Consider the following 20633-nt stretch of genomic DNA (forward strand, 5'->3'; position numbering starts at 1 on the left):
ATGGATATATGGCATATTTGCATCTTTGAGTTAAGACGTATTCTTAAGATTCGATCTGTGGTATTGAACCTGTTCATCCTGCCGTTGTTACTGATTTTTATATTGGGTACTGCCCTTTCCAGTACGATGGGTACCGCGGATGATGTTATTCCGGATACTGTACGTGTGGGAGTCATCCATTGGAGCACTGAATCAGGTGGCGGTTCAAAACCGGTTAATCAAGCAATGGATACATTCGTTCATTCCCCGACGGTAGCCGAGATGATCAAGGTACAGAACTTTAAGACAGAAGAAGAGGCTGTCCATTTGCTGCGTACCGGTAAGCTCGACTTTGCTGTAATGATTCCTTCGGATTTTGAGCAGAATGTGATGACGGGAAAAGAGGCCAGGTTACAGTGGATACGAGGAAAGGACAACACGCTCAATACATTGGGTGAAACCTTGTTCACACGATTTACGGACGAATGGAATCGGCAGATGGCGATGAACAAAGTGCTCGGTCCGGAAGTAATAGCTGCCATGGCCCCTTATTCGGAGTCTGGTGCGGCGAGTTCCACCTCCATTACTGTCATTAATCCCGGAAAAACAGGCACGGCCTACAGCGCTTCTCAGTACTATGCAGCTTCCATGCTGGCCATGTTCATGTTGTACTCGGGTATGACCACAAGTACCAGCCTTTTTGGAGAGCGGGATAACCGAACGTTAATTCGTCTTCAGGCTGCGCCGATAGGTAACGGAGTTATTTTCGCTGGTAAAATTGTTGGCAATAGTCTGCTCGCATTCTTGCAAGCAACAACGATTATTCTTATGACGTATTGGTTCTACGGTGTGGATTGGGGAACGCATCCTTGGTACATTGTGCTGACTTGTGTAGGAATCACATTGGCGTCCATGACCCTTGGCGTGATCGTGGCATTGGTATGCAAAAGTACGGCATCGGCTAGTGGAGCCCTTCAAGGTATCATCGTTGCCATGACATTCATCAGCGGTGGATTCATGCCCATTCCGATAGATTTTGTACAACGGATTAGCGAATTCACGGTAAACCACTGGGCGCTTCAGAGTTTTCTGAGAATGATGCTGGATGCACCTGTAGGCGAAATTGTATATAGCATTCTGATGCTGGGCGTAATATGCGCTGTATTACTGTTGATCTCAGGATTAATCTATAGAAAGGCAGGATACCGATATGAATAGTCTACACATCGCCTGGTTGATGATTAGACGTACACTAGGCCGTAAAATGGGCTTCATTACGTTTCTACTTCTGCCTTGCCTGGTGGTTACAGGGGCGGTTGCTCTTTTTGGAAACGAGCAGAATGCACGCACTGTTATTCCCTATGTCAATGAGGATGGAGGGGCAGCAGGAGCGTGGATGATTCAAGAACTTGCTGGCAAAGAGGAGTACCTGCTCAAGCCGATGACTAACGAAGCAGAGGTGAAGGAAGCCATCGCTGAGCAAAAAGGAACTTCTGGCATCATTATTCCGGAGTGGTATACGGAAGATCTCTTACAAGGCAAGGCAACCGAAATTCAACTGGTGGAGATGCGGATCAGCGAAGCTTCCTACACACTGCGAGCAGCAGTTGAAGGGTTGACGAGCGGATTGCAACAATCTGCTTCAGCTGTTATCTTGGCGGCAGGTCCTGTCTCAAGTGAGACTGATAGACTATTGAGTATACAGAAGCGATTTGAACAGCTTTTACAGGAAATAGGAAAGCATCAGGTTGCTGGTGAAGTCACCGCTCTGCAGATCTATCCCAAGCCAGGCCTGAACAATGTGACTGGATTTACAATCATGTTTATGATGGGGCTGCTGACCAGTGCAGTGGCTGTGATCATGGAAGATCGCAGAAAACGTACCATGGCCAGAGTATTTACGGCACCCGTCCGTGCATATGAGATTGCGCTTGGTAATTTCCTGGGTAGCTTTGTCATTGGTATGATTCAGATTGTGATCGTACTGGGAGTCAGCAGGTGGCTGATTCATTATGATGCCGGTATTCCTTTTGGCATTCATTTCATCATCTTGGCAGCATTCATGTTGGTCTCCATGGGGCTCGCAAGTACCGTGGCAGGATTGATCCGTAATCCCAAAAATGCGAACATGCTGAATTCACTTGTCATTATGCCTACCTGCATGATAGGCGGTTGTTTCTGGCCGATCTCGTTAATGCCTGACTATATGCAGAAGCTTGCCAACTTTGTTCCGCAGAAATGGGCGATTCAGGCGGTGGAGACGATCTCAGCTGGTGGTACGTTATCAGATATTACACTGCCACTATTAATTTTGTTTGGTATGGCTGCCATTTTGCTGACCGTAGGCTCCGCAATTCTGCGTCCTAGCCAGCCAGGAGTAGAGGCATAAGTTGTAGATCAAGACGGTTATGGAGAGCTAGTCTCACGCTAAAAGATTAATAAAAAGCACGTTCTGCCTGAGTTTGATTCAGGTAGAACGTGCTTTTTGTTATAAAAGAAGAATGAAGAACGAAGAATGTAATGGGTTCATAAGCGAGATATCGCTGTTTAGGGTTGGAGTTGACGCAGGACTGTTATTTCGACCCGACGGTTCTTTTGTCTTCCAGCCGCTGTGGTGTTGTCACCCGTTGGGCGAGTATCCGCATATCCGGCATACTGGAATCCGTCCGGGTTAAGCTTCTCTGTATCCAAAAAGAATCGCAATACAGACAGTGCACGTTCCCCGGAAAGCTGCCAGTTATCGGTATAGGCGGAGTTTGCTCCGACAGGAACATTATCGGTATGACCCTCAATGCTGACAACGGTATTCAGATCACGGAAAAGGCTGGCCAGTTTACTGAGTGTTGGCGCTGCACCGTCCTTTAGGGCGGCCTGCCCCTGATCAAACAAGAAGCGGTCACTAAGTGTAATGGATAGTCCCTGTGGCTTGTCCGCAACAAAAATCTGATTTTCCAGTTTATTATCCTCGATATATTGGGTAATCACATTGAACAGATTTTGCAATTCCTGCTCCTGTGATCTGAATTGTTCTTCCCGTTCTGTGAGGGGCTTGTCATCATCTGGCGCTGCAGTTCCAGAATCGGAAGGGTTTCCTTCGCCTTTTGAAGAATCTTCCCCTTGAATCCCGGATGGTGGAGTTTCCGTAATCGTTTGTCCGGGTTTCTCGCCAAGTCCCTCACCCAGCTCAAGGATAGAGTCGGATGAATTGAATGTGTTTTGTAACGATTGGGTAACGACGTCATATTTACCGGAATCCAGATTGCTCATGGCATACATGATGACAAAAAAGATCAGAAGCAAAGTGATGAGATCGGCATAAGTAATCATCCAGCGATCCCGATGATCAACTGTTTCACGTTTTACGCGCCGTTTACTGCGCCGACTCATCCAATCCCTCCTTCACTAGGGGGCGCATATGCTGACGATGCGTGAGGGTGAAGGACTCCAGTCTTTTACGTACAAGCTGGGGGTTCTCACCGTTCTGAATGGCAAGTACACCTTCGAGAAGCATTTCCATGGTCTGCACTTCATCGGCACCTCTGGATTTGATCTTGGAGGCAATGGGCAAAAAGATAAGGTTGGCACTGGCGACCCCATACAGGGTTGCGGTAAAGGCAACAGCAATGGCAGGTCCGAGCCCGGTTGGATCGGTCAAACTGCCAAGGACCTGAATGAGTCCCATCACGGTCCCGATGATTCCCATGGTTGGGGCATAACCGCCAGCAGATTCGAAAATCTTGGCATAGCCCTCATGTTTTTGTTCAATAGAGTCAATCTCCATCTCCAGAATCTGACGAACTACATCCTGATCCGTACCATCGACAACCATCTGAATACCGTCTTGCAAAAATGGATGCGGATGATCCATAACCTTGCGTTCCAATGCAAGCACACCTGAGCGGCGTGCGATCGAAGACATTTCGACCAATTCTTCAACCCATAAGCCTGATTCATTATTGTGACGTCCAAAAGCCATACGCAGGGCAGCTGGAATCGTACGCAGACGATGAGCTGGGAAACTTGCAACCACAGCAGCAATCGTTCCACCGAATACAATTAAAGCAGCCGTTTTTTGCAGGAGACCGGACAATTGGCCGCCTTCCCACAAAAAACCGCTAATGACTGCGGCAATTCCGGCAATAATACCGATAAGTGTCGCAATATCCATAAATTAACCCACTCCTATCTTCATTTCACGTTTGCATCACTAAAACGAACAAGGTATAATTAAAAGGGAACAAATATTCCTATTACTATAAGTTTTCCCATATGAAAATTCGGGGAACTTCGACAATATATAGTGACTATTATTTTAGACGATAGGGTGAGATACGGCAATGAGCGATATTATAATGAGCGACAAAACGTTCGAAATCGAGTCAGAGTTTTCTCCCCAAGGTGATCAGCCTGCTGCCATTAAAGAATTGGTGAAGGGTGTTCAGGAGGGGAAGAGGTACCAGACACTGCTGGGTGCAACGGGTACAGGTAAGACGTTTACGATAGCCCAGACGATAGCCCAACTGCAACGTCCTACGCTGATTATTGCACACAACAAGACGTTGGCGGCGCAGCTTGCAAGTGAGTTCAAAGATTTCTTTCCGAATAACATGGTTGAGTATTTCGTCAGTTATTACGATTATTTTCAGCCAGAAGCATATATCCCGTCCTCCGATACGTATATCGAGAAGGATTCAAGTATTAATGAAGAGATCGACAAACTGCGGCACGCAGCGACAAGTTCGTTGTTTGAGCGCCGGGACGTCATCATTGTAGCGAGTGTTTCCTGCATTTATGGTTTGGGTTCACCGCACTCGTATTCAAGCATGTTGCTGTCACTTCGGGTAGGCATGGAGAAACCGCGCAATCAGATTTTGTCCCGTCTGGTAGAGATTCAGTATCAGCGGAACGATATTAACTTTGTGCGGGGGACATTCCGTGTTCGTGGGGATGTTGTTGAGATTTTCCCTGCCTCCAAGGGCGAACATGCGATTCGGGTAGAATTGTTCGGTGATGAGATTGAGAAAATTACGGAGATAGATGTGTTAACCGGAGAACTGATTGGCGAACGTGAACATATTGCCATCTTCCCGGCATCTCACTTCGTAACGCAAGAAGAGACGATGAAGGTGGCGCTGGTGAACATTGAACGTGAACTGGAGGAGCGTCTTGAAGTGCTGCGTGAACAGGGAAAACTGCTGGAGGCTCAGCGACTGGAGCAGCGCACACGATATGATATCGAGATGATGAAGGAAGTCGGCTTCTGTTCGGGGATTGAGAACTATTCCGGTCCGCTGACTTTCCGCGAACGCGGCGATACGCCATATACACTGATGGATTACTTCCCGGATGACATGTTGATCGTGGTCGATGAGTCTCACGTGACTCTGCCACAGATCCGTGCGATGTACAATGGTGACCAAGCGCGGAAGACGGTACTGGTTGAACATGGTTTCCGCCTCCCGTCAGCGCTGGATAATCGTCCACTCAAATTCGAAGAGTTCGAGGGCAAGATGGATCAGATTATTTATGTATCAGCCACACCGGGCCCATATGAGATTGAGCATACCGATACGATGGTTCAACAGATTATCCGTCCAACCGGTCTGCTTGATCCAATTATTGAACTGCGTCCAACCAAGGGTCAGATCGATGACTTGATCGGGGAGATTAACGACCGGATTGCCAAAGACGAGCGTGTATTGATTACCACATTAACGAAGAAGATGTCCGAGGATCTGACGGACTATCTGAAGGAGATTGGAATCAAGGTTCGTTATCTTCATTCCGAGATCAAGACGTTGGAGCGGATGGCGATTCTGCGTGATCTGAGGCTGGGTACATTCCACGTACTGATCGGAATCAACTTGCTCCGGGAAGGCCTCGATTTGCCCGAAGTATCCTTAGTAGCTATACTGGATGCTGATAAGGAAGGATTCCTGCGTTCCGAACGCTCACTGATTCAAACCATTGGTCGTGCGGCACGGAATAGCGAGGGTCGCGTTATTCTCTATGGTGACAAAGTGACCGATTCAATGGATAAGGCGATAAAGGAAACCGAGCGTCGCCGTGCAATCCAGATCGAGTACAACGAGAAGCATGGAATTACGCCACAGACGATTCGCAAAAAAGTGCGTGATGTAATTGAGGCAACCAAAGTTGCCGAATCCAAGAAAGATTATCTCACAGGCGCAGCCGAGAAGATGTCGAAGAAAGATCGCCAGGCGCTTATTCAGCGCCTAGAGGTAGAGATGAAAGATGCAGCCAAAAACCTGCAGTTTGAACGTGCTGCCGAGCTTCGCGATGCGTTGCTGGAACTTCGCGCTGAATAAGATACAGCTCATTCATATGCTCCAGTAAAGATGGATCTGTAACAAGAGAACGGCCAATTGGCCGTTCTCTTGTTGAGTAAGGAATTCGTTGATATCTACCGAATAATAAGAGATGTTGAAATCTTGAATTCAGGTCTATACTGATAGAAATGTTGAAATTGGTTAAAAGGTTTATAGGAAAGCAATTGGGAGTCGTGTCCCCCTGAGAGCCAAGAAGCCCTCTGATGTTGACCTGGGAGCCGAGCCGAAGGCAATGGCGACCTTGCCGCGAAAGTGGCGAAGCGGAGAGCGTCCCGGTGTTGACCTGGGAGCCGAGCCGAAGGCAATGGCGACTTTGCCGCGAACGTGGCGAAGCGGAGAGCGTCATCTCGCAGTAGAGCGGTCCCATAAAGGTTCCGGCAATATGCCGGAATCTTATGGGAAACCGCGGGCATACGACAACCCTTCACATAGCAAGACCCGACCCCTCACCATTGCACCGCTTGTTTCGGGTGTCCAGAGGGCTGCGCCCTCTGGGGCCCTCCCTTGGAAGGGAGGGTTTGGGAGGGATCGAAAAGCCTTTAAAAGGTTTGGATTAACACACTGAGAGGATGAATACTATTGGCGAGCGATAACATTGTCATTAAAGGCGCACGAGCGCATAACCTGAAAAATATCGACATTACCATCCCGCGTGACCGCTTTGTTGTATTGACCGGTCTGAGTGGCTCAGGGAAGTCCTCGCTGGCTTTTGACACCATATATGCCGAAGGACAGCGACGGTATGTCGAATCATTGTCAGCTTATGCACGGCAGTTTCTGGGACAGATGGAGAAACCGGATGTGGATTCCATCGAAGGATTATCTCCTGCCATTTCAATAGATCAAAAAACAACAAGCCGTAACCCGCGTTCCACGGTGGGAACGGTGACGGAAATCTATGATTACCTGCGTCTGTTATTTGCACGTGTGGGCCATCCACACTGTCCGGACCATGGCGTGGAAATCAGCTCCCAGACCGTAGAACAAATGGTTGACCGTATCATGCAATACCCGGAGCGTACCCGGCTACAAATACTGGCACCCATTATCTCGGGACGTAAGGGTGAGCACAAAAGTGTATTTGCCGATGTGTCCAAGCAGGGCTTTGTCCGTGTGCGGGTGAACGGGGAATTGCGTGACCTGTCAGAGGATATTCAATTGGAGAAAAATAAAAAGCATACGATTGAAGTTGTTGTTGACCGGATCGTTGTTAAGGATGATGTACAGGCGCGTCTGGCCGACTCTATTGAAACAGCACTGAATCTGTCTGGTGGACAACTACTCGTGGACATTATGGGTGAAGAAGAGTTGCGATTCAGTTCCAACTTTGCCTGCCCGGTGTGCGGATTCAGTATTGAAGAGCTTGCACCACGGATGTTCTCATTTAACAGTCCCTTCGGCGCTTGCCCGGATTGTGATGGGTTAGGTGTCAAAATGATTGTTGACCCTGATCTGCTCGTACCGGATCGCAGCAAGACGATTGAAGAGGGTGCTTTTGATGCCTGGACAGGTGGAACATCCACCTATTATCCGCAGTTTCTGAAGTCAGTATGTGAGCACTTCAACATTCCGCAAAATGTTCCTGTCGAAGATCTGCCCGCTGAGCAGATGAACAAGTTGTTGCAGGGCACAGGTACGGAGAAAATCCGTTTCCGCTATGAGAATGATTTTGGACAACGGAAGGAAGCGCTCGTTACCTTTGAAGGTATCGTGAATAACCTGGAACGTCGTTACCGTGATACAGCATCTGAAGGTATCCGTGAATTTATTGAGGGTTACATGAGTGCGAAGCCTTGTGGTACATGTAAAGGCCAACGTCTGAAACGCGAGAGTCTTGCGGTTACAATTAATGATCACAACATGGCCTATGTGACTAGTTTGTCCATTGGTGAAGCTGGCCGATTCTTCGATACATTGGAATTGACGGAGAAAGAGCAGACGATTGCCAAACTGATTTTGAAAGAAATCAACAGCCGTCTCGGCTTCCTGGTGAATGTTGGTCTGGATTACCTTACACTGAGTCGTGCTGCCGGAACATTGTCTGGTGGGGAAGCCCAGCGGATCAGACTGGCTACACAGATCGGTTCCAGCCTGATGGGTGTACTGTATATTCTGGATGAGCCAAGTATCGGTCTGCATCAACGGGATAATGACCGCCTGATCTCAACCCTTGCACATATGCGCGACATTGGTAACACGTTGATCGTGGTTGAACATGATGAAGATACGATGATGGCTGCCGACTATATTATTGATATTGGGCCAGGTGCAGGTATACACGGAGGTACCGTCATGTCACAGGGTACACCGGAGGAGATTATGAACGACGAGAACTCCTTAACCGGCCAATATTTGAGTGGACGCAAGTTCATTCCTGTACGTACAGAGCGCCGTAGTGTAGGAGACCGCTGGCTGGAAGTGCGCGGAGCCAAAGAAAATAACCTCAAGAATCTGAACGTGAAGATTCCAGTGGGTGTATTTACTGCGGTAACGGGGGTGTCTGGCTCAGGTAAATCCACATTGATTAATGAGATCCTGTACAAAACGCTGGCACGTGATCTGAACCGTGCTCGGGTACGTCCCGGTCAACATAAAGAGATTCGTGGTTTGGAGCATATCGATAAAGTTATCGATATTGACCAGTCGCCAATCGGGCGGACACCACGATCCAACCCGGCTACGTATACAGGTGTCTTTGATGATATTCGGGATCTGTTTGCTCAGACGAATGAAGCCAAAGTACGTGGATATAAGAAAGGTCGATTCAGCTTTAATATCAAAGGTGGACGTTGTGAAGCCTGCCGTGGAGACGGTATTATCAAAATCGAGATGCACTTCTTGCCGGACGTCTATGTTCCATGTGAAGTCTGCAAAGGCAAACGATACAATCGGGAAACGCTTGAAGTGAAATATAAAAACAGAAATATTTCCGATGTGCTGGAAATGACGGTTGAAGATGCAACCCAATTCTTCGAGAACATTCCGAAGATTCATCGTAAAATGCAGACACTGATGGATGTGGGCCTGGGTTATATCAATCTGGGACAACCTGCAACCACATTGTCTGGTGGTGAAGCCCAGCGTGTGAAGCTCGCTTCCGAACTGTATCGCCGCAGTACGGGGAAAACCATCTACATCCTCGATGAACCGACGACCGGTTTGCATGTCGATGATATCGACCGTTTGCTAAACGTATTGCACCGTTTGGTTGATTCCGGGGAATCGGTGTTAGTGATCGAGCATAACCTGGATGTAATCAAAACGGCAGACTATGTTGTTGATCTGGGTCCAGAAGGTGGTAGCGGTGGAGGTACCATTGTTGCAACCGGAACACCTGAGGATATCATTAAAGTGGAAGCTTCCTATACGGGCAAGTACTTGAAACCGGTTCTGGAGCGGGATACCGAGCGGAGCAAGGCACTGCAATTGGTGGACTAAGGTCCTCTAACCAGTAGTTATATCAATATGAAGTGGCAGGATTGGCCCTTCTTTTCGAAAAGGTGGAGACGTTGGATTACGATCTGATGTGCTCTGCTTCCGAGAAGAAGGGTTTTTCATTTTGCACCGTTTATCTTCGGACTCCAGTCGTTTCGTGAAAGTGTTTACATATGCATTATGACGAGCATTACAGAATATTCGGCCAAATTGTCTTTTTTTCATTTTTATGGATGATAGGGCTTGCATTACAAGCAGGGTACAGATAACATAGAGGAAGATATTAGGGTATGCGTTAGCTGTTCAACTATGGTAAGGAGGTCTGTCTATCCATGCTGTTTGCAGAAGCTGCCACGGCGAGTACATCGAATTTTAATGCATTTGATATTTTTGTCATCCTATTTACGATCCTGATTTTCATTGGAGTCGTTCGCCTTCTTCGGGCGCCGAAGAAGAATCTGTTTGCGATCGGATTTGCAGTCGTCAGCCTGCTTGTATTTCTGATGACGGACTATGCGATGATAACCGGTTGGTTTGCTCAGTAGGAAGGCCATTGAAGTGAATGGCATATAAGTGAGTATTGCATGTTCAAAAAGATCGGTTTTCAGTGCCGAGAAGATGGAATGAAGCTAGAAATGGAGTAGCGGAGCGTAGGCAAACTACGTGAGCAACGGACATTTCGGCTGAATTTCAACTTCGATGCTGATGATGCCACTAGGCATCCTTCGTAATCAAAAGCGAACTTATTGAACAACCTCTAAAAGAGGTATGAAAGAACACTTTCCATGGGAGACATGGAGGGTGTTTTTTTCGTTTATATCGAGCGATTGAACAAGATTCTACCTTCTCTACTAAAATAGGACTTAAAACAATTGTATATCCAGATTCTGTATGATACATTGAGGGATACCGGAATTGCAGATGAGAGAAAGAGAGAATAGATTCAGTGATGAATTCGATGTCGAGTCGCGCAAGAAGGATGTATAGAGAGGGTCAGGTGAGAATATGAGCGTGTTGGGTAAAAAGGGAATAGCCATACTGATGGCTGCTGTACTCTCGATTAGTGTAGCGGCAACGGCCGGCGCGGCTGAATCCAAAATGGCAATGGAATCGAAAGTGGTAGACGGCGAAGTCTATGTGAACACCAAGGATCTGCTCAAGGCAGTTGGTGGAAGTGGGCAATATGATGCCAAATCCGGAACGTACACGTACAAGGGAAGTGAAATCATTCCCAAAGTGATCGAAAAGGTATCCCCTTCGGTTGTAGGCATTATTGGGAAATCTACCGAAGTGCAGGAAGGTGCATCATCAGACAACCGTTATAATCTTGCACATGGTACAGGTGTTATTATCCGATCCAATGGATGGATCGTAACGAATGCCCATGTGGTTGATGGATTAACGAATCCGGTGGTCGTAACGACGGATGGCAATACATACAAAATTACGAAAACATACAGTGATGCACTCAGTGATCTGGCACTGATCAAAATCAATGCCAAATCACTCCAACCGGCGAGTTTCGCCAAAGCTACACAAACCTCTGTTGGAGAAACGGTGATTGCCTTAGGTACGCCGATTTCCTTTTCTTTGCGCAACTCGGCAACGGTAGGGGTCATTAGCGGCCTGAATCGTGGTGTTGAGGCGACCTACCGGTTGATTCAGACCGACACGGCCATTAACCCGGGAAATAGTGGAGGACCGCTGGTCAACCTGAAGGGTGAAGTAGTGGGTATCAATTCCATGAAATTCTCCGCGGTTGGCGTAGAGAGTTTGGGATTTTCGATTCCGGTGGATACGGTTCAATATATCATCGATCAATTTTTCAAATATGGCAAAATAAAACGTGCAAGTCTGGGGCTACAGCTGGAAGAGAGCTGGTCTGCGATTGTGGGCCTGCCGACAGATGATCCATTAACGATCACGGGTGTACTGTCTCCTGAAGCGAAGAAAGCCAAAATCAAAGAGGGCGACTTCATCTATAGTGTGGCAGGTACACGAGTCTCCTCAGTTGTAGATATCAATGAGCTGCTCAAAACGTATCTGCCTGGACAAAAGGTAAAGCTGTTGATGCAAACAGATGGTGATATCGTCACCCGCACGTTGGTGCTTGCTGATCGCGCAGACATCGTAGACGAGGAAGATGAAGCGTTCCTTGCAGATGAAGAACAATAAAGCCCTGGCGATCAGCCCGGATGAGAGAGGACGAAAGAGCGGTATGAAAAAGTCATGGATACGTGTGCTAAGCACAGGTGTATTAACCGGGATGCTGACGATTGGCGCGGCACTGCCTGTATGGGCATCAGATATGATGACAAGTGAACTGCGAGTCAAAGCGGGCAGCACGAACGCTTATATTAACGGAGATAAACAGGCCATAGCCAAGCCTTACAAGGTCAAGGGTGTGACGATGGTACCTGTCGGTGTATTTAAAAAAGCATTTGGCAGTGAAATCCGGCTGGAGAAAAATGATGTCATCAAAATCAAGGAAGGTCCGCACACCGTAACTCTGACGATTGGCAGTTCGATTGGCTGGGTGGATGGTGTGAAACATGAGATGGGTGCTGCTCCCAAGATGGTGAATGGTGTACTCATGGTTCCACTTCGTCCGGTAGCTGCCGGGATTGGAGCAACGCTTGCTCCAACCAGTTCCGGAGAAATGGTGATTCGTCTGTTGCAAACCGATGATTCGGTAGACGATGAGGACGGCCTTCATCCGGATGAAGGCAAAACCAGAATTGGCAACAGTTTTTACGGCTGGTCCATTAACTATCCGGCAGACCTTATGGTTTTCCAGACCGGTGAGCAGGAGCGCATGATGACTTTTGGCGCTGCGGACAACAGTTATTATCTTGAAGTGTACGTCAGCGATCAGGATGTAGCTCTGGATGCGGATGATTTGTTGCAGCAACTCGTCCAGGAGGCCAAACAATCGGGAGATACGGTGCTGGATCGTGAAGCGGTGTCGAAAGGCAAAACGCCTTATGCACGCATTATCGTGAAAGATGTAGACGGCATGTTGTGGGAGATGCGTCAGTATCTGAGCGAAGGTCGTCAATATGATGTGTACCTCGCGGATTACGAAGCTCTGAATTATAAAGATCTGGGCAAACGTGCAGCGTTGCTCAATTCATTCCAGCCAACCTATGCGGAATCGGATCGAACGATCAAGGATCTGTCCACCGTAGATAATGGCATGCGCTCCGCGTGGAATGATGACTATGGTATTGAATTGAAGATTCCTGCCGGCTGGTCAATGGACAACAATCAGATGGTCTATGAAGCCAAGGATGGTGCGTATCTGCAATGGCGTGTCACTTCAGCGAAGGCAGGTACAACGGTCAAAGACTGGAGCAGCCAACTGGATAAGTGGATGCGCGAGACATTTACACCAGAGAGTTACGAGCCGATAGGCTCATATACGATGGATATCTCGGGAGAGACTGCCGAGGTGAATGAATTCCGTTATAACTTTGGCGGAGGCTGGCAGACGGAGTTCGATGTTCTTTTGCAGAAGAATGGGTATCGATATTACGCAGAGTATACGTTCCCTGAGGAGCAAGTTGCAGATCGGGCATGGTTTGAACGGATTATGAAGAGTGTGGAGATTGATTTTGGTACGGTTGCCGATAATTTCGGTCAGCTGGATGAAGATCCTTATCTGACAGACAGAACGAAGACACTTACACGTACATCCAAACGTTATAAATACAGTGTAGATATTCCACGTTACTGGACGCCTTACAGTGATCGATTCGAATATTCACCTGTGGTGTACACCTTTACGGGCGGAGAATTTTCCATTGCGGCGAGCGAGGACAAGTCGATCGAGATGACGGTCAGCCAACTGAGAGAAGCTTATGCCGAAGCCACCAAAACGCGGAAAAACTTCCAGCTGCTTCGCAGTGAGGAGCTGACGTTTGCAGGTGTTCCTGCATTTTCCTTTACGTATCATGAATTGGACAAAGGTGTGCCATATGCGGGTCGCCAGATCGTGTTTGAAAAGGACGGAACAACCTATACGATCACAAGTGGTCTGAATGATGCCAACAAGACAGAAGTTCAGGCGGCTGCTTTGGAAAAAGCAGTGAACTCATTTACTTTTATTAAATAATTGTAGCGGAGCCGGAGGGTCAAAAGACCTTTCGGCTTTTTCGTTGTGCTGGAAATGAAAATGGTAAACGGTTTTTTCAGGAAAACGTAGAAGAGTCGGTGCAGAAGTGGTACACTATACTAGTTCAGGAGTTATGACTGCTGATCTGAAAAATATGAATGACTGTAAGCTTGGAGTTCAGGCAATACAGACATAATAGATAGATATGTAATACTTTGACAATGCAGGTGTACCCGATAAGGTGCAGTCTTAAGCTTGGTATGTTCAGGCGTTTAAGGATATAGGGATGAAATCCGGCGTATGCCGGCATGGGGAGGATCTACATGAAAACAGCAACAATACGAAGAGAAGACGTTGAACTTCTGGCACCCGCTGGTGACTGGGATTGTATGCGTTCGGCGGTAGCCAATGGCGCAGATGCAATTTTCTTCGGAGTCGAAAAGTTTAATGCACGGGCACGGGCGAACAATTTTCGCATGGACGAGCTGCCGGAGATTATGGCGTTTTTGCACAGTTACGGCGTAAAAGGTTTTTTGACCTTTAATATATTGATTTTTGAAAATGAATTGACGGATGCCAAAGAACTGATTGATGCTTGTGTCGATGCAGGTGTGGATGCTGTAATTGTTCAGGATTTGGGTTTGGTAAAAATGATTCGCGAGATCTCGCCAGATTTCCCGATTCACGGTTCAACACAGATGACGATTACGTCACCGGAAGCGGTCGAGTTTACGAAGCCGTTTGATATGGAACGTGTCGTTCTGGGACGGGAGAACAACCTGAAGCAGATCCAGAAGATCGGTGAACAGGCGAAGCTTCCAATGGAAGTATTTGTCCACGGTGCGCTCTGTGTATCCTACTCGGGACAGTGTCTGACTTCCGAAATGTGGGGAGGACGTTCCGCGAACCGCGGGGAGTGTGCACAAGCTTGTCGTTTGCCATACGACTTGATGGTGGATGGTGAGCACAAGCCGATGGGGGATGTGGCTTATCTGTTGTCTCCGAAGGATCTGGCAGCGATTGATCTGATGCCGGAACTGATCGAAGCAGGAGTAACATCTTTCAAAATTGAAGGACGTCTCAAAACGCCGGAATACGTAGCGAACGTAGTAAGCAAATATCGTAAAGCGATTGACCGTTATTTTGATGGAGATAACACACCACCAAGCAAGGAAGAAGTTCGCGAATTGCAGCAAAGCTTCTCCCGTGGATTCACGCATGGATTCCTCAGCGGTACAAACAACAAAGAACTGGTGGATGGAACGTTCCCGAAAAGCCGTGGCGTCTACCTCGGTCGTGTAGATCAAGTGTTGCGCGATGGTGTGGTCCTGAAGCTGGATGCACCCGTGAAACGTGGAGACGGGATTGTATTTGACGCTGGAGACCCAACGAAGAAGGAAGAAGGCGGACGGGTATACGATGTCCGTCGCAAAGGCGTAAAACTCGAAGGCGAAGCCGAAGAGGGTTGGATCGTTGACGTCGTGCCAGGCCGCAGTGACGTGGATCTGCGCCGCGTGAAAGTTGGCGACAAAGTCTGGAAAACGAATGACCCGGCGCTGGACAAACGTCTTCGTCAAAGCTTCGAGACAGAGAAACCGTTCCGTGTATTCCCGGTGAAGGTGAAGGTCATCGGCAGCCCGGGGCAGCCGCTTAGCACGTGGTGGACAGACGTGCAGAAAGGTACGACCGTTCGTATTGATTCCGAGATGGAACTGGATATCGCACAGAAGCGTCCAATGACACATGAATTGCTCGAAGAGCAGTTCGGACGTCTGGGAGGTACCGTGTTCCAGCTGGAAGGTATGGACGTCAACCTGCACGGTGACGTCATCATCCCGATGCGCGAGTTGAATAACATTCGCCGTCAGGCGGTAGAGCAACTCGCAGGCGAGCGTCCTAAACCACCCGTCTACGTGAAACGGTCGGTAGATGTGTACGGCGATTCGGTTAAACCTGCATCGCCAGTCGCTCGCGGTCAAGCCGAACTGACCGCGCTCTGTCGCAGCCTGCCACAAGTGGAGGCAGCGATTGCAGCGGGTATCGGCATGATCTATGCCGACTTCGAGTTTATCAAGCAGTTCCCGGCAGCCGTGGAAGCTGTGCATGCCGCGGGTCGCAAGATCGCGCTGGCAACGCCGCGTATTCATATGCCTGGGGAGAACGGATATCATAACAATATCTTGCGTCTGAAGCCGGATGCAGTATTGGTGCGTAATACAGGCGCACTGTACTTCTACCTGCGTCACCGGATGGAAAACCCGGATGCGACGCACCCGGAACTGATCGGCGACTTCTCATTGAACATCGCCAATCACAAAGCCGTTGAACTGTTCCTGGAAGCCGGATGTGACTGGATTACACCATCCTATGACTTGAACATTCAACAAATGGTTGATTTACTGGGCCACTCCCGTACAAGTCAGACCGAAGTGGTTATCCATCAGCATCTGCCGATGTTCCACACCGAGCACTGTGTGTATTGTACGTTTATGAGTGAAGGAACAGACTTCACGAACTGTGGACGTCCTTGTGAGGAACAGCGTGCATCCCTGCAAGACCGGATTGGTATGTCTCACCCGGTACGTGTGGATGAAGGCTGCCGTAATACGGTATACAATGCAGTGGAGCAGTCTGGTGCCGAGTATCTGACCAACTTTATGGATCTGGGTGTATCCCGTTACCGTGTGGAATTCCTAGAAGAGACACCGGAGCAGGTACGTGAAGTCATTGATCTGTACAACCGTGCACTGCGCGGTGAGATCAGTGGTACACAAGTTTGGAAAACACTCAAAGCAACGAACCAACTGGGCGTTACACGCGGTCAATTGGTGAAATAAACAGATTGTATGGTACAACAACAGTTACAAGCATGAAGGAACCCCAATCTCTGCTTCAAGGAGCTCTTGGGGTTCTTTTTACATCATGACACAGGAGGCGAAGAAGCGTGACGCCATTCACAATCATGGATATCAAATTGCTGTGCGGGGTCACGGCATTCAAGCGCGGAGAAGATTATAACCAATCTGGCAGGGTGACCAATCTGGTGGTCAGCAAGGATCAGCTTCATTATGAAGCACAGGTACGTGGATCGGAGCGCTATCAGGTGACGGTGGATATAGATGGAACGGGTGAGGTTGTGGCAGGCTGCAGTTGTCCGGGTGATGGCAGACATTATGACTATTGCAAACATGTGGCTGCTGTTCTGTTGGCTATTCACGAATGGGGTGAGCAGCAGGAGCATAATGCTACAATTGACTCTGAGAAGCCTACTCGATCTGCTACAGGTCAAGGAGCCAATACCAGTTCCAACACAGGTTCCAAGTCTAGGGTCGGGACGCTGGTCGAAGAGAGCAAGTGGGAGCGTCCCCAGTCTGATTCACAACGAGAGCAGATGAATAATGCTCCAGAGCGTTCTCCGGTTCATTTTGCCCAAGCAGGTCGTCCAAGCACAGCTTCGGGGTGGGGCCGTTCGGCGGATAAACCATCTTATCGTACGGCGGATCAGATTCTGTCCATGTTTGCCAAGGATCGGCGACCGCTGTATGGAAATGACCGAAAATACATTGCCCCTGTTAACAGATCCTCCCTGCGGGAAGAGTTGCAGGTCCAGTTTATATGTAAGCTGATACAGGTTCATAAGGGTGGAGGGAAACTTGCTCTTGAACTGAAAGTGGGTAACAAACGTCTGTATGTGGTGCAGAAAGTGAAGCAATTCCTGAACTGCATCGAAAAGGGCGAGCCAATGTCATTTACCAAGTTGTTCCACTATGATCCATTGATGCATGTTTTCACTCCGCAGGATCAGGCTATTCTCTCGATGCTTATTAGAATGAGACAAAGTGAAGAAGCATATCGCCAATCCATTTCCGGTTATCTGGGAGCTTCCGATGGAAGGGAGATATTGATTGCTCCAATCGTATGGAAGCCACTGCTGGAATTACTGCTACAGGCTGACAGTCGGATGGAAGGTACAGGATTTGCCAATGGACCACTCACACTTGGTGAAGGTGTATTGCCTTTATTTTACCGGATTGCTCAGGGAACGAATGAAGGGTATCAGCTTGAGATTTCCGGACTGCGTGAGCTGATTCTTCTCCCTGCTTATGATGCTGCTGTGGTGGAAGGACAGCTGCACATGTTGGAGCCGATGCAGATGCGAAGTCTGGAAGACTTGAGTGCGGCACTCACTTCATATGGGATCAAGGAAAGCATTGATATTTCGACCCAGCAGGTGGATGAGTTCGTGCAGCATGTTGTACCTGAATTGCGCACGCTCGGACATCTGTCCATTGATTCACAGGTGCGTGAACAGATCGCGGAACCGGAACTTTCACCGAAACTATACATCGACTTCTACCGTGAACGTATTACAGCACGTCTGGAATTCGACTATGAGGTCATGGTAATTAATCCGCTGGCAGAGTACTTAATAGATGAAGAAGAGAAAAAGGTTATTTTGGTGCGTGATCGATACAAAGAGAGGAATCTGATCGAACGGCTTGATCGTTCCTTTCTCGAAAGGGATGGCAGTGTCTGGGCGAGCGAACGAGAAGATGCCATTTATGATGTCATGTACCATCTGTTACCTGAGCTTGAGAAACAGGTAGACATCTATATGCCAAACGCCGTGAAGGCGATGGTGCAATCTTATCCAACGCCGCCGAAAGTCCGGGCAGATTTGGGAAGAGGATTGGACTGGCTGGAGATCTCATTCGAGATGGAAGGTGTGGACGAGCAGGAGCTTCAGGAACTTATGCGCCGCATTGTGGAAAAGAAACCGTATTTCCGTCTCAAGAGCGGTGTCTTTCTCTCGCTTGAGAATGAAGGTGCAGACAGCTTCGCTCACATGGCTGATTCGCTTGGACTGGGAGCAGATGACATCAAGAGCAGCCATATCCGGCTGCCAGCTGTTCGAGCGTTACAATTGCCAGGCAGGGATGAGGTTTCTGGTCATGTGAAGTGGGGAGGCTCCCTGAAACGTTTCCTCGGTGATCTGCGCGATCCTGAACGTATGGATTTTGCATTGCCGGGATCTCTGACCCCTATTCTGCGGGATTATCAGATTAGCGGATACCAGTGGCTGCGTACCCTCGCTTATTATCGTTTTGGCGGCATTCTGGCGGATGATATGGGACTTGGCAAAACGTTGCAAAGCATCGCCTATATCACAGCAGTACTTCAGGAGAAGCCCGAGTACAACATTGACCATACGGGTAGTGATAAGTATCGGGAGAGCGGATCATTATGGGGTGGTGAAACGTTGGCCACTGCCGACATCGATCCCGAAACGGGTCGCTCATTCGATAAGATGGCAGCAGAGAATACGGATGGTTCATGGTCCACGATGCAGCAGGATGGATTAACGGTCCGAACGAAAGTCATTCATCCTCCGGTACTTGTCGTGGCCCCTGCTTCGCTGACCTATAACTGGGCTAATGAGTTTGCGAGGTTTGCCCCGCATCTGAACGTCCTGATCGCAGCCGGGCAGAAAGAAGAACGAGCCAATATGCTTTCAGGCATGGATGAGGCAGATGTGATTGTGACATCGTATCCTTTGTTACGTCGGGATCTGGATACCTACCTTGGCCGAACATTTCATACCCTCATTCTGGATGAGGCTCAGGCGATTAAAAATGCCTCTTCCCAGACTGCGCAGGCAGTAAAACAAATTCAGGCACCGCGTCGCTTTGCACTTACAGGTACACCTGTGGAGAACTCGCTGGATGAATTATGGTCCATTTTTGAAGCTGTATTCCCTGGGCTGTTTCCAAGCTACAGAAGATTCCGCGACCTTCCTCCGGAACGGATCTCGCGGATGGTACGTCCATTTATCCTGCGCCGCCTGAAGAAAGATGTGTTGGAAGAATTGCCTGATCGAATTGAAACGGTACAGCGGTCGGAGCTCACGGTTGAACAGAAGAAACTGTATGCGGCTTACCTCTCCCAGCTTCAGGATGAAGCATCGAAGGATATGGAGGATAACGGATTCCAGAAGAATCGTATCAAAATCCTCGCTGGCATCACGCGTTTGCGTCAGTTGTGTTGTCATCCGGCCCTCTTTGTCGAAGGCTATCAAGGTGATTCCGGGAAAATGGAGCAGTTGCTTGAAACGGTCGAAGATTGTTTGGCAGCAGGCAAACGCATTCTCATCTTCTCCCAGTTTGCGAGCATGTTGAACCTGATTCGTCAGACGCTCGCGGCACAGGGAAGAACTCTGTTCTATCTCGATGGTCAGACTCCTGCACATAGCCGCGTCGAGATGTGTAGCAGATTTAATGAGGGTGAAGCTGAATTGTTCCTGATTTCCCTGAAGGCGGGAGGGACAGGGCTAAACTTAACGGGTGCAGATACCGTTATATTATATGATCTGTGGTGGAATCCCGCGGTGGAAGAACAGGCGATTGGCCGTGCCCATCGTATGGGACAGAAACAAGTGGTCCAAGTCATCCGTTTGGTTACCGAAGGTACGATCGAAGAGAAGATTCTGGAACTCCAGCAGCGGAAGAAGGACTTGATTGCCGAAGTAATTGAACCTGGAGATGGCGGATCAACGACGTTATCCGAACAGGATATCCGCGAATTGTTGATGGTATAACGGAGTCCAAGCATTATAGCACTTAGCATCATTAAATATATGAATCTATACAAGATGGACTAATGATTTACACGAGAAACGTAGAGGGCAGAAAGAAGCTGGAGAAGCGGAGCGGTCGCCTTTATCACCAGATTTTCACCTTTGTAAAAGTGAATTTAAA

The 20633-nt window shown here is 48.5% G+C and carries 11 protein-coding genes; 9 read left to right on the forward strand and 2 right to left on the reverse strand.

What is annotated here, in order from left to right:
- Both ACTHPG_RS21160 and ACTHPG_RS21165 read left to right on the forward strand, forming a co-directional pair.
- Positions 1-1197, forward strand: a complete 1197-nt coding sequence (locus ACTHPG_RS21160; RefSeq protein ID WP_440391380.1) for an ABC transporter permease — start codon at positions 1-3, stop codon at positions 1195-1197.
- Positions 1190-2368, forward strand: coding sequence for an ABC transporter permease (locus tag ACTHPG_RS21165; protein WP_440391381.1), 1179 nt, complete (start codon positions 1190-1192; stop codon positions 2366-2368). Before ACTHPG_RS21160 ends, ACTHPG_RS21165 begins: the two co-directional genes overlap by 8 nt.
- Before the next feature lie 158 nt (positions 2369-2526).
- Here ACTHPG_RS21165 and ACTHPG_RS21170 read toward each other — a convergent pair whose 3' ends face one another.
- Positions 2527-3366, reverse strand: coding sequence for a flagellar motor protein MotB (locus ACTHPG_RS21170; protein ID WP_440391383.1), 840 nt, complete (start codon positions 3364-3366; stop codon positions 2527-2529).
- On the reverse strand, positions 3350-4147 hold the full coding sequence (locus ACTHPG_RS21175) for a flagellar motor protein (protein WP_440391384.1): 798 nt from the start codon (positions 4145-4147) through the stop codon (positions 3350-3352). The genes ACTHPG_RS21170 and ACTHPG_RS21175 overlap by 17 nt, the downstream gene beginning before the upstream one ends.
- A gap of 169 nt (positions 4148-4316) precedes the next feature.
- On the opposite strand from ACTHPG_RS21175, the gene uvrB reads away from it, so the two are divergent.
- From uvrB to ACTHPG_RS21210, 7 genes are all read left to right on the forward strand, one after another.
- Complete coding sequence (gene uvrB, locus ACTHPG_RS21180; RefSeq protein ID WP_440391385.1) at positions 4317-6308, forward strand: excinuclease ABC subunit UvrB; 1992 nt, start codon at positions 4317-4319, stop codon at positions 6306-6308.
- Between the two features lie 600 nt (positions 6309-6908).
- Complete coding sequence (gene uvrA, locus ACTHPG_RS21185) at positions 6909-9767, forward strand: excinuclease ABC subunit UvrA (RefSeq protein ID WP_440391386.1); 2859 nt, start codon at positions 6909-6911, stop codon at positions 9765-9767.
- 329 nt (positions 9768-10096) lie between these two features.
- Positions 10097-10309, forward strand: coding sequence for a hypothetical protein (locus ACTHPG_RS21190; protein WP_017692026.1), 213 nt, complete (start codon positions 10097-10099; stop codon positions 10307-10309).
- A gap of 460 nt (positions 10310-10769) precedes the next feature.
- Positions 10770-11939: a S1C family serine protease gene (locus ACTHPG_RS21195; protein ID WP_440391387.1), complete on the forward strand. Its 1170-nt coding sequence runs from the start codon at positions 10770-10772 to the stop codon at positions 11937-11939.
- Positions 11926-13878 carry a stalk domain-containing protein gene (locus tag ACTHPG_RS21200; protein ID WP_440391388.1) on the forward strand — a complete coding sequence of 651 codons (1953 nt, stop codon included), beginning with the start codon at positions 11926-11928 and terminating at the stop codon, positions 13876-13878. Before ACTHPG_RS21195 ends, ACTHPG_RS21200 begins: the two co-directional genes overlap by 14 nt.
- Before the next feature lie 323 nt (positions 13879-14201).
- Positions 14202-16715 carry a DUF3656 domain-containing U32 family peptidase gene (locus ACTHPG_RS21205; RefSeq protein WP_440391389.1) on the forward strand — a complete coding sequence of 838 codons (2514 nt, stop codon included), beginning with the start codon at positions 14202-14204 and terminating at the stop codon, positions 16713-16715.
- A gap of 107 nt (positions 16716-16822) precedes the next feature.
- Positions 16823-20473 (forward strand): DEAD/DEAH box helicase, encoded by a 3651-nt coding sequence (locus tag ACTHPG_RS21210; protein WP_440391390.1) that lies wholly within the window; start codon positions 16823-16825, stop codon positions 20471-20473.
- Positions 20474-20633 lie beyond the last annotated feature (160 nt).

Origin of the sequence: Paenibacillus sp. SAF-068 (assembly GCF_051967555.1) — a bacterium.
Taxonomy (GTDB): domain Bacteria; phylum Bacillota; class Bacilli; order Paenibacillales; family Paenibacillaceae; genus Paenibacillus.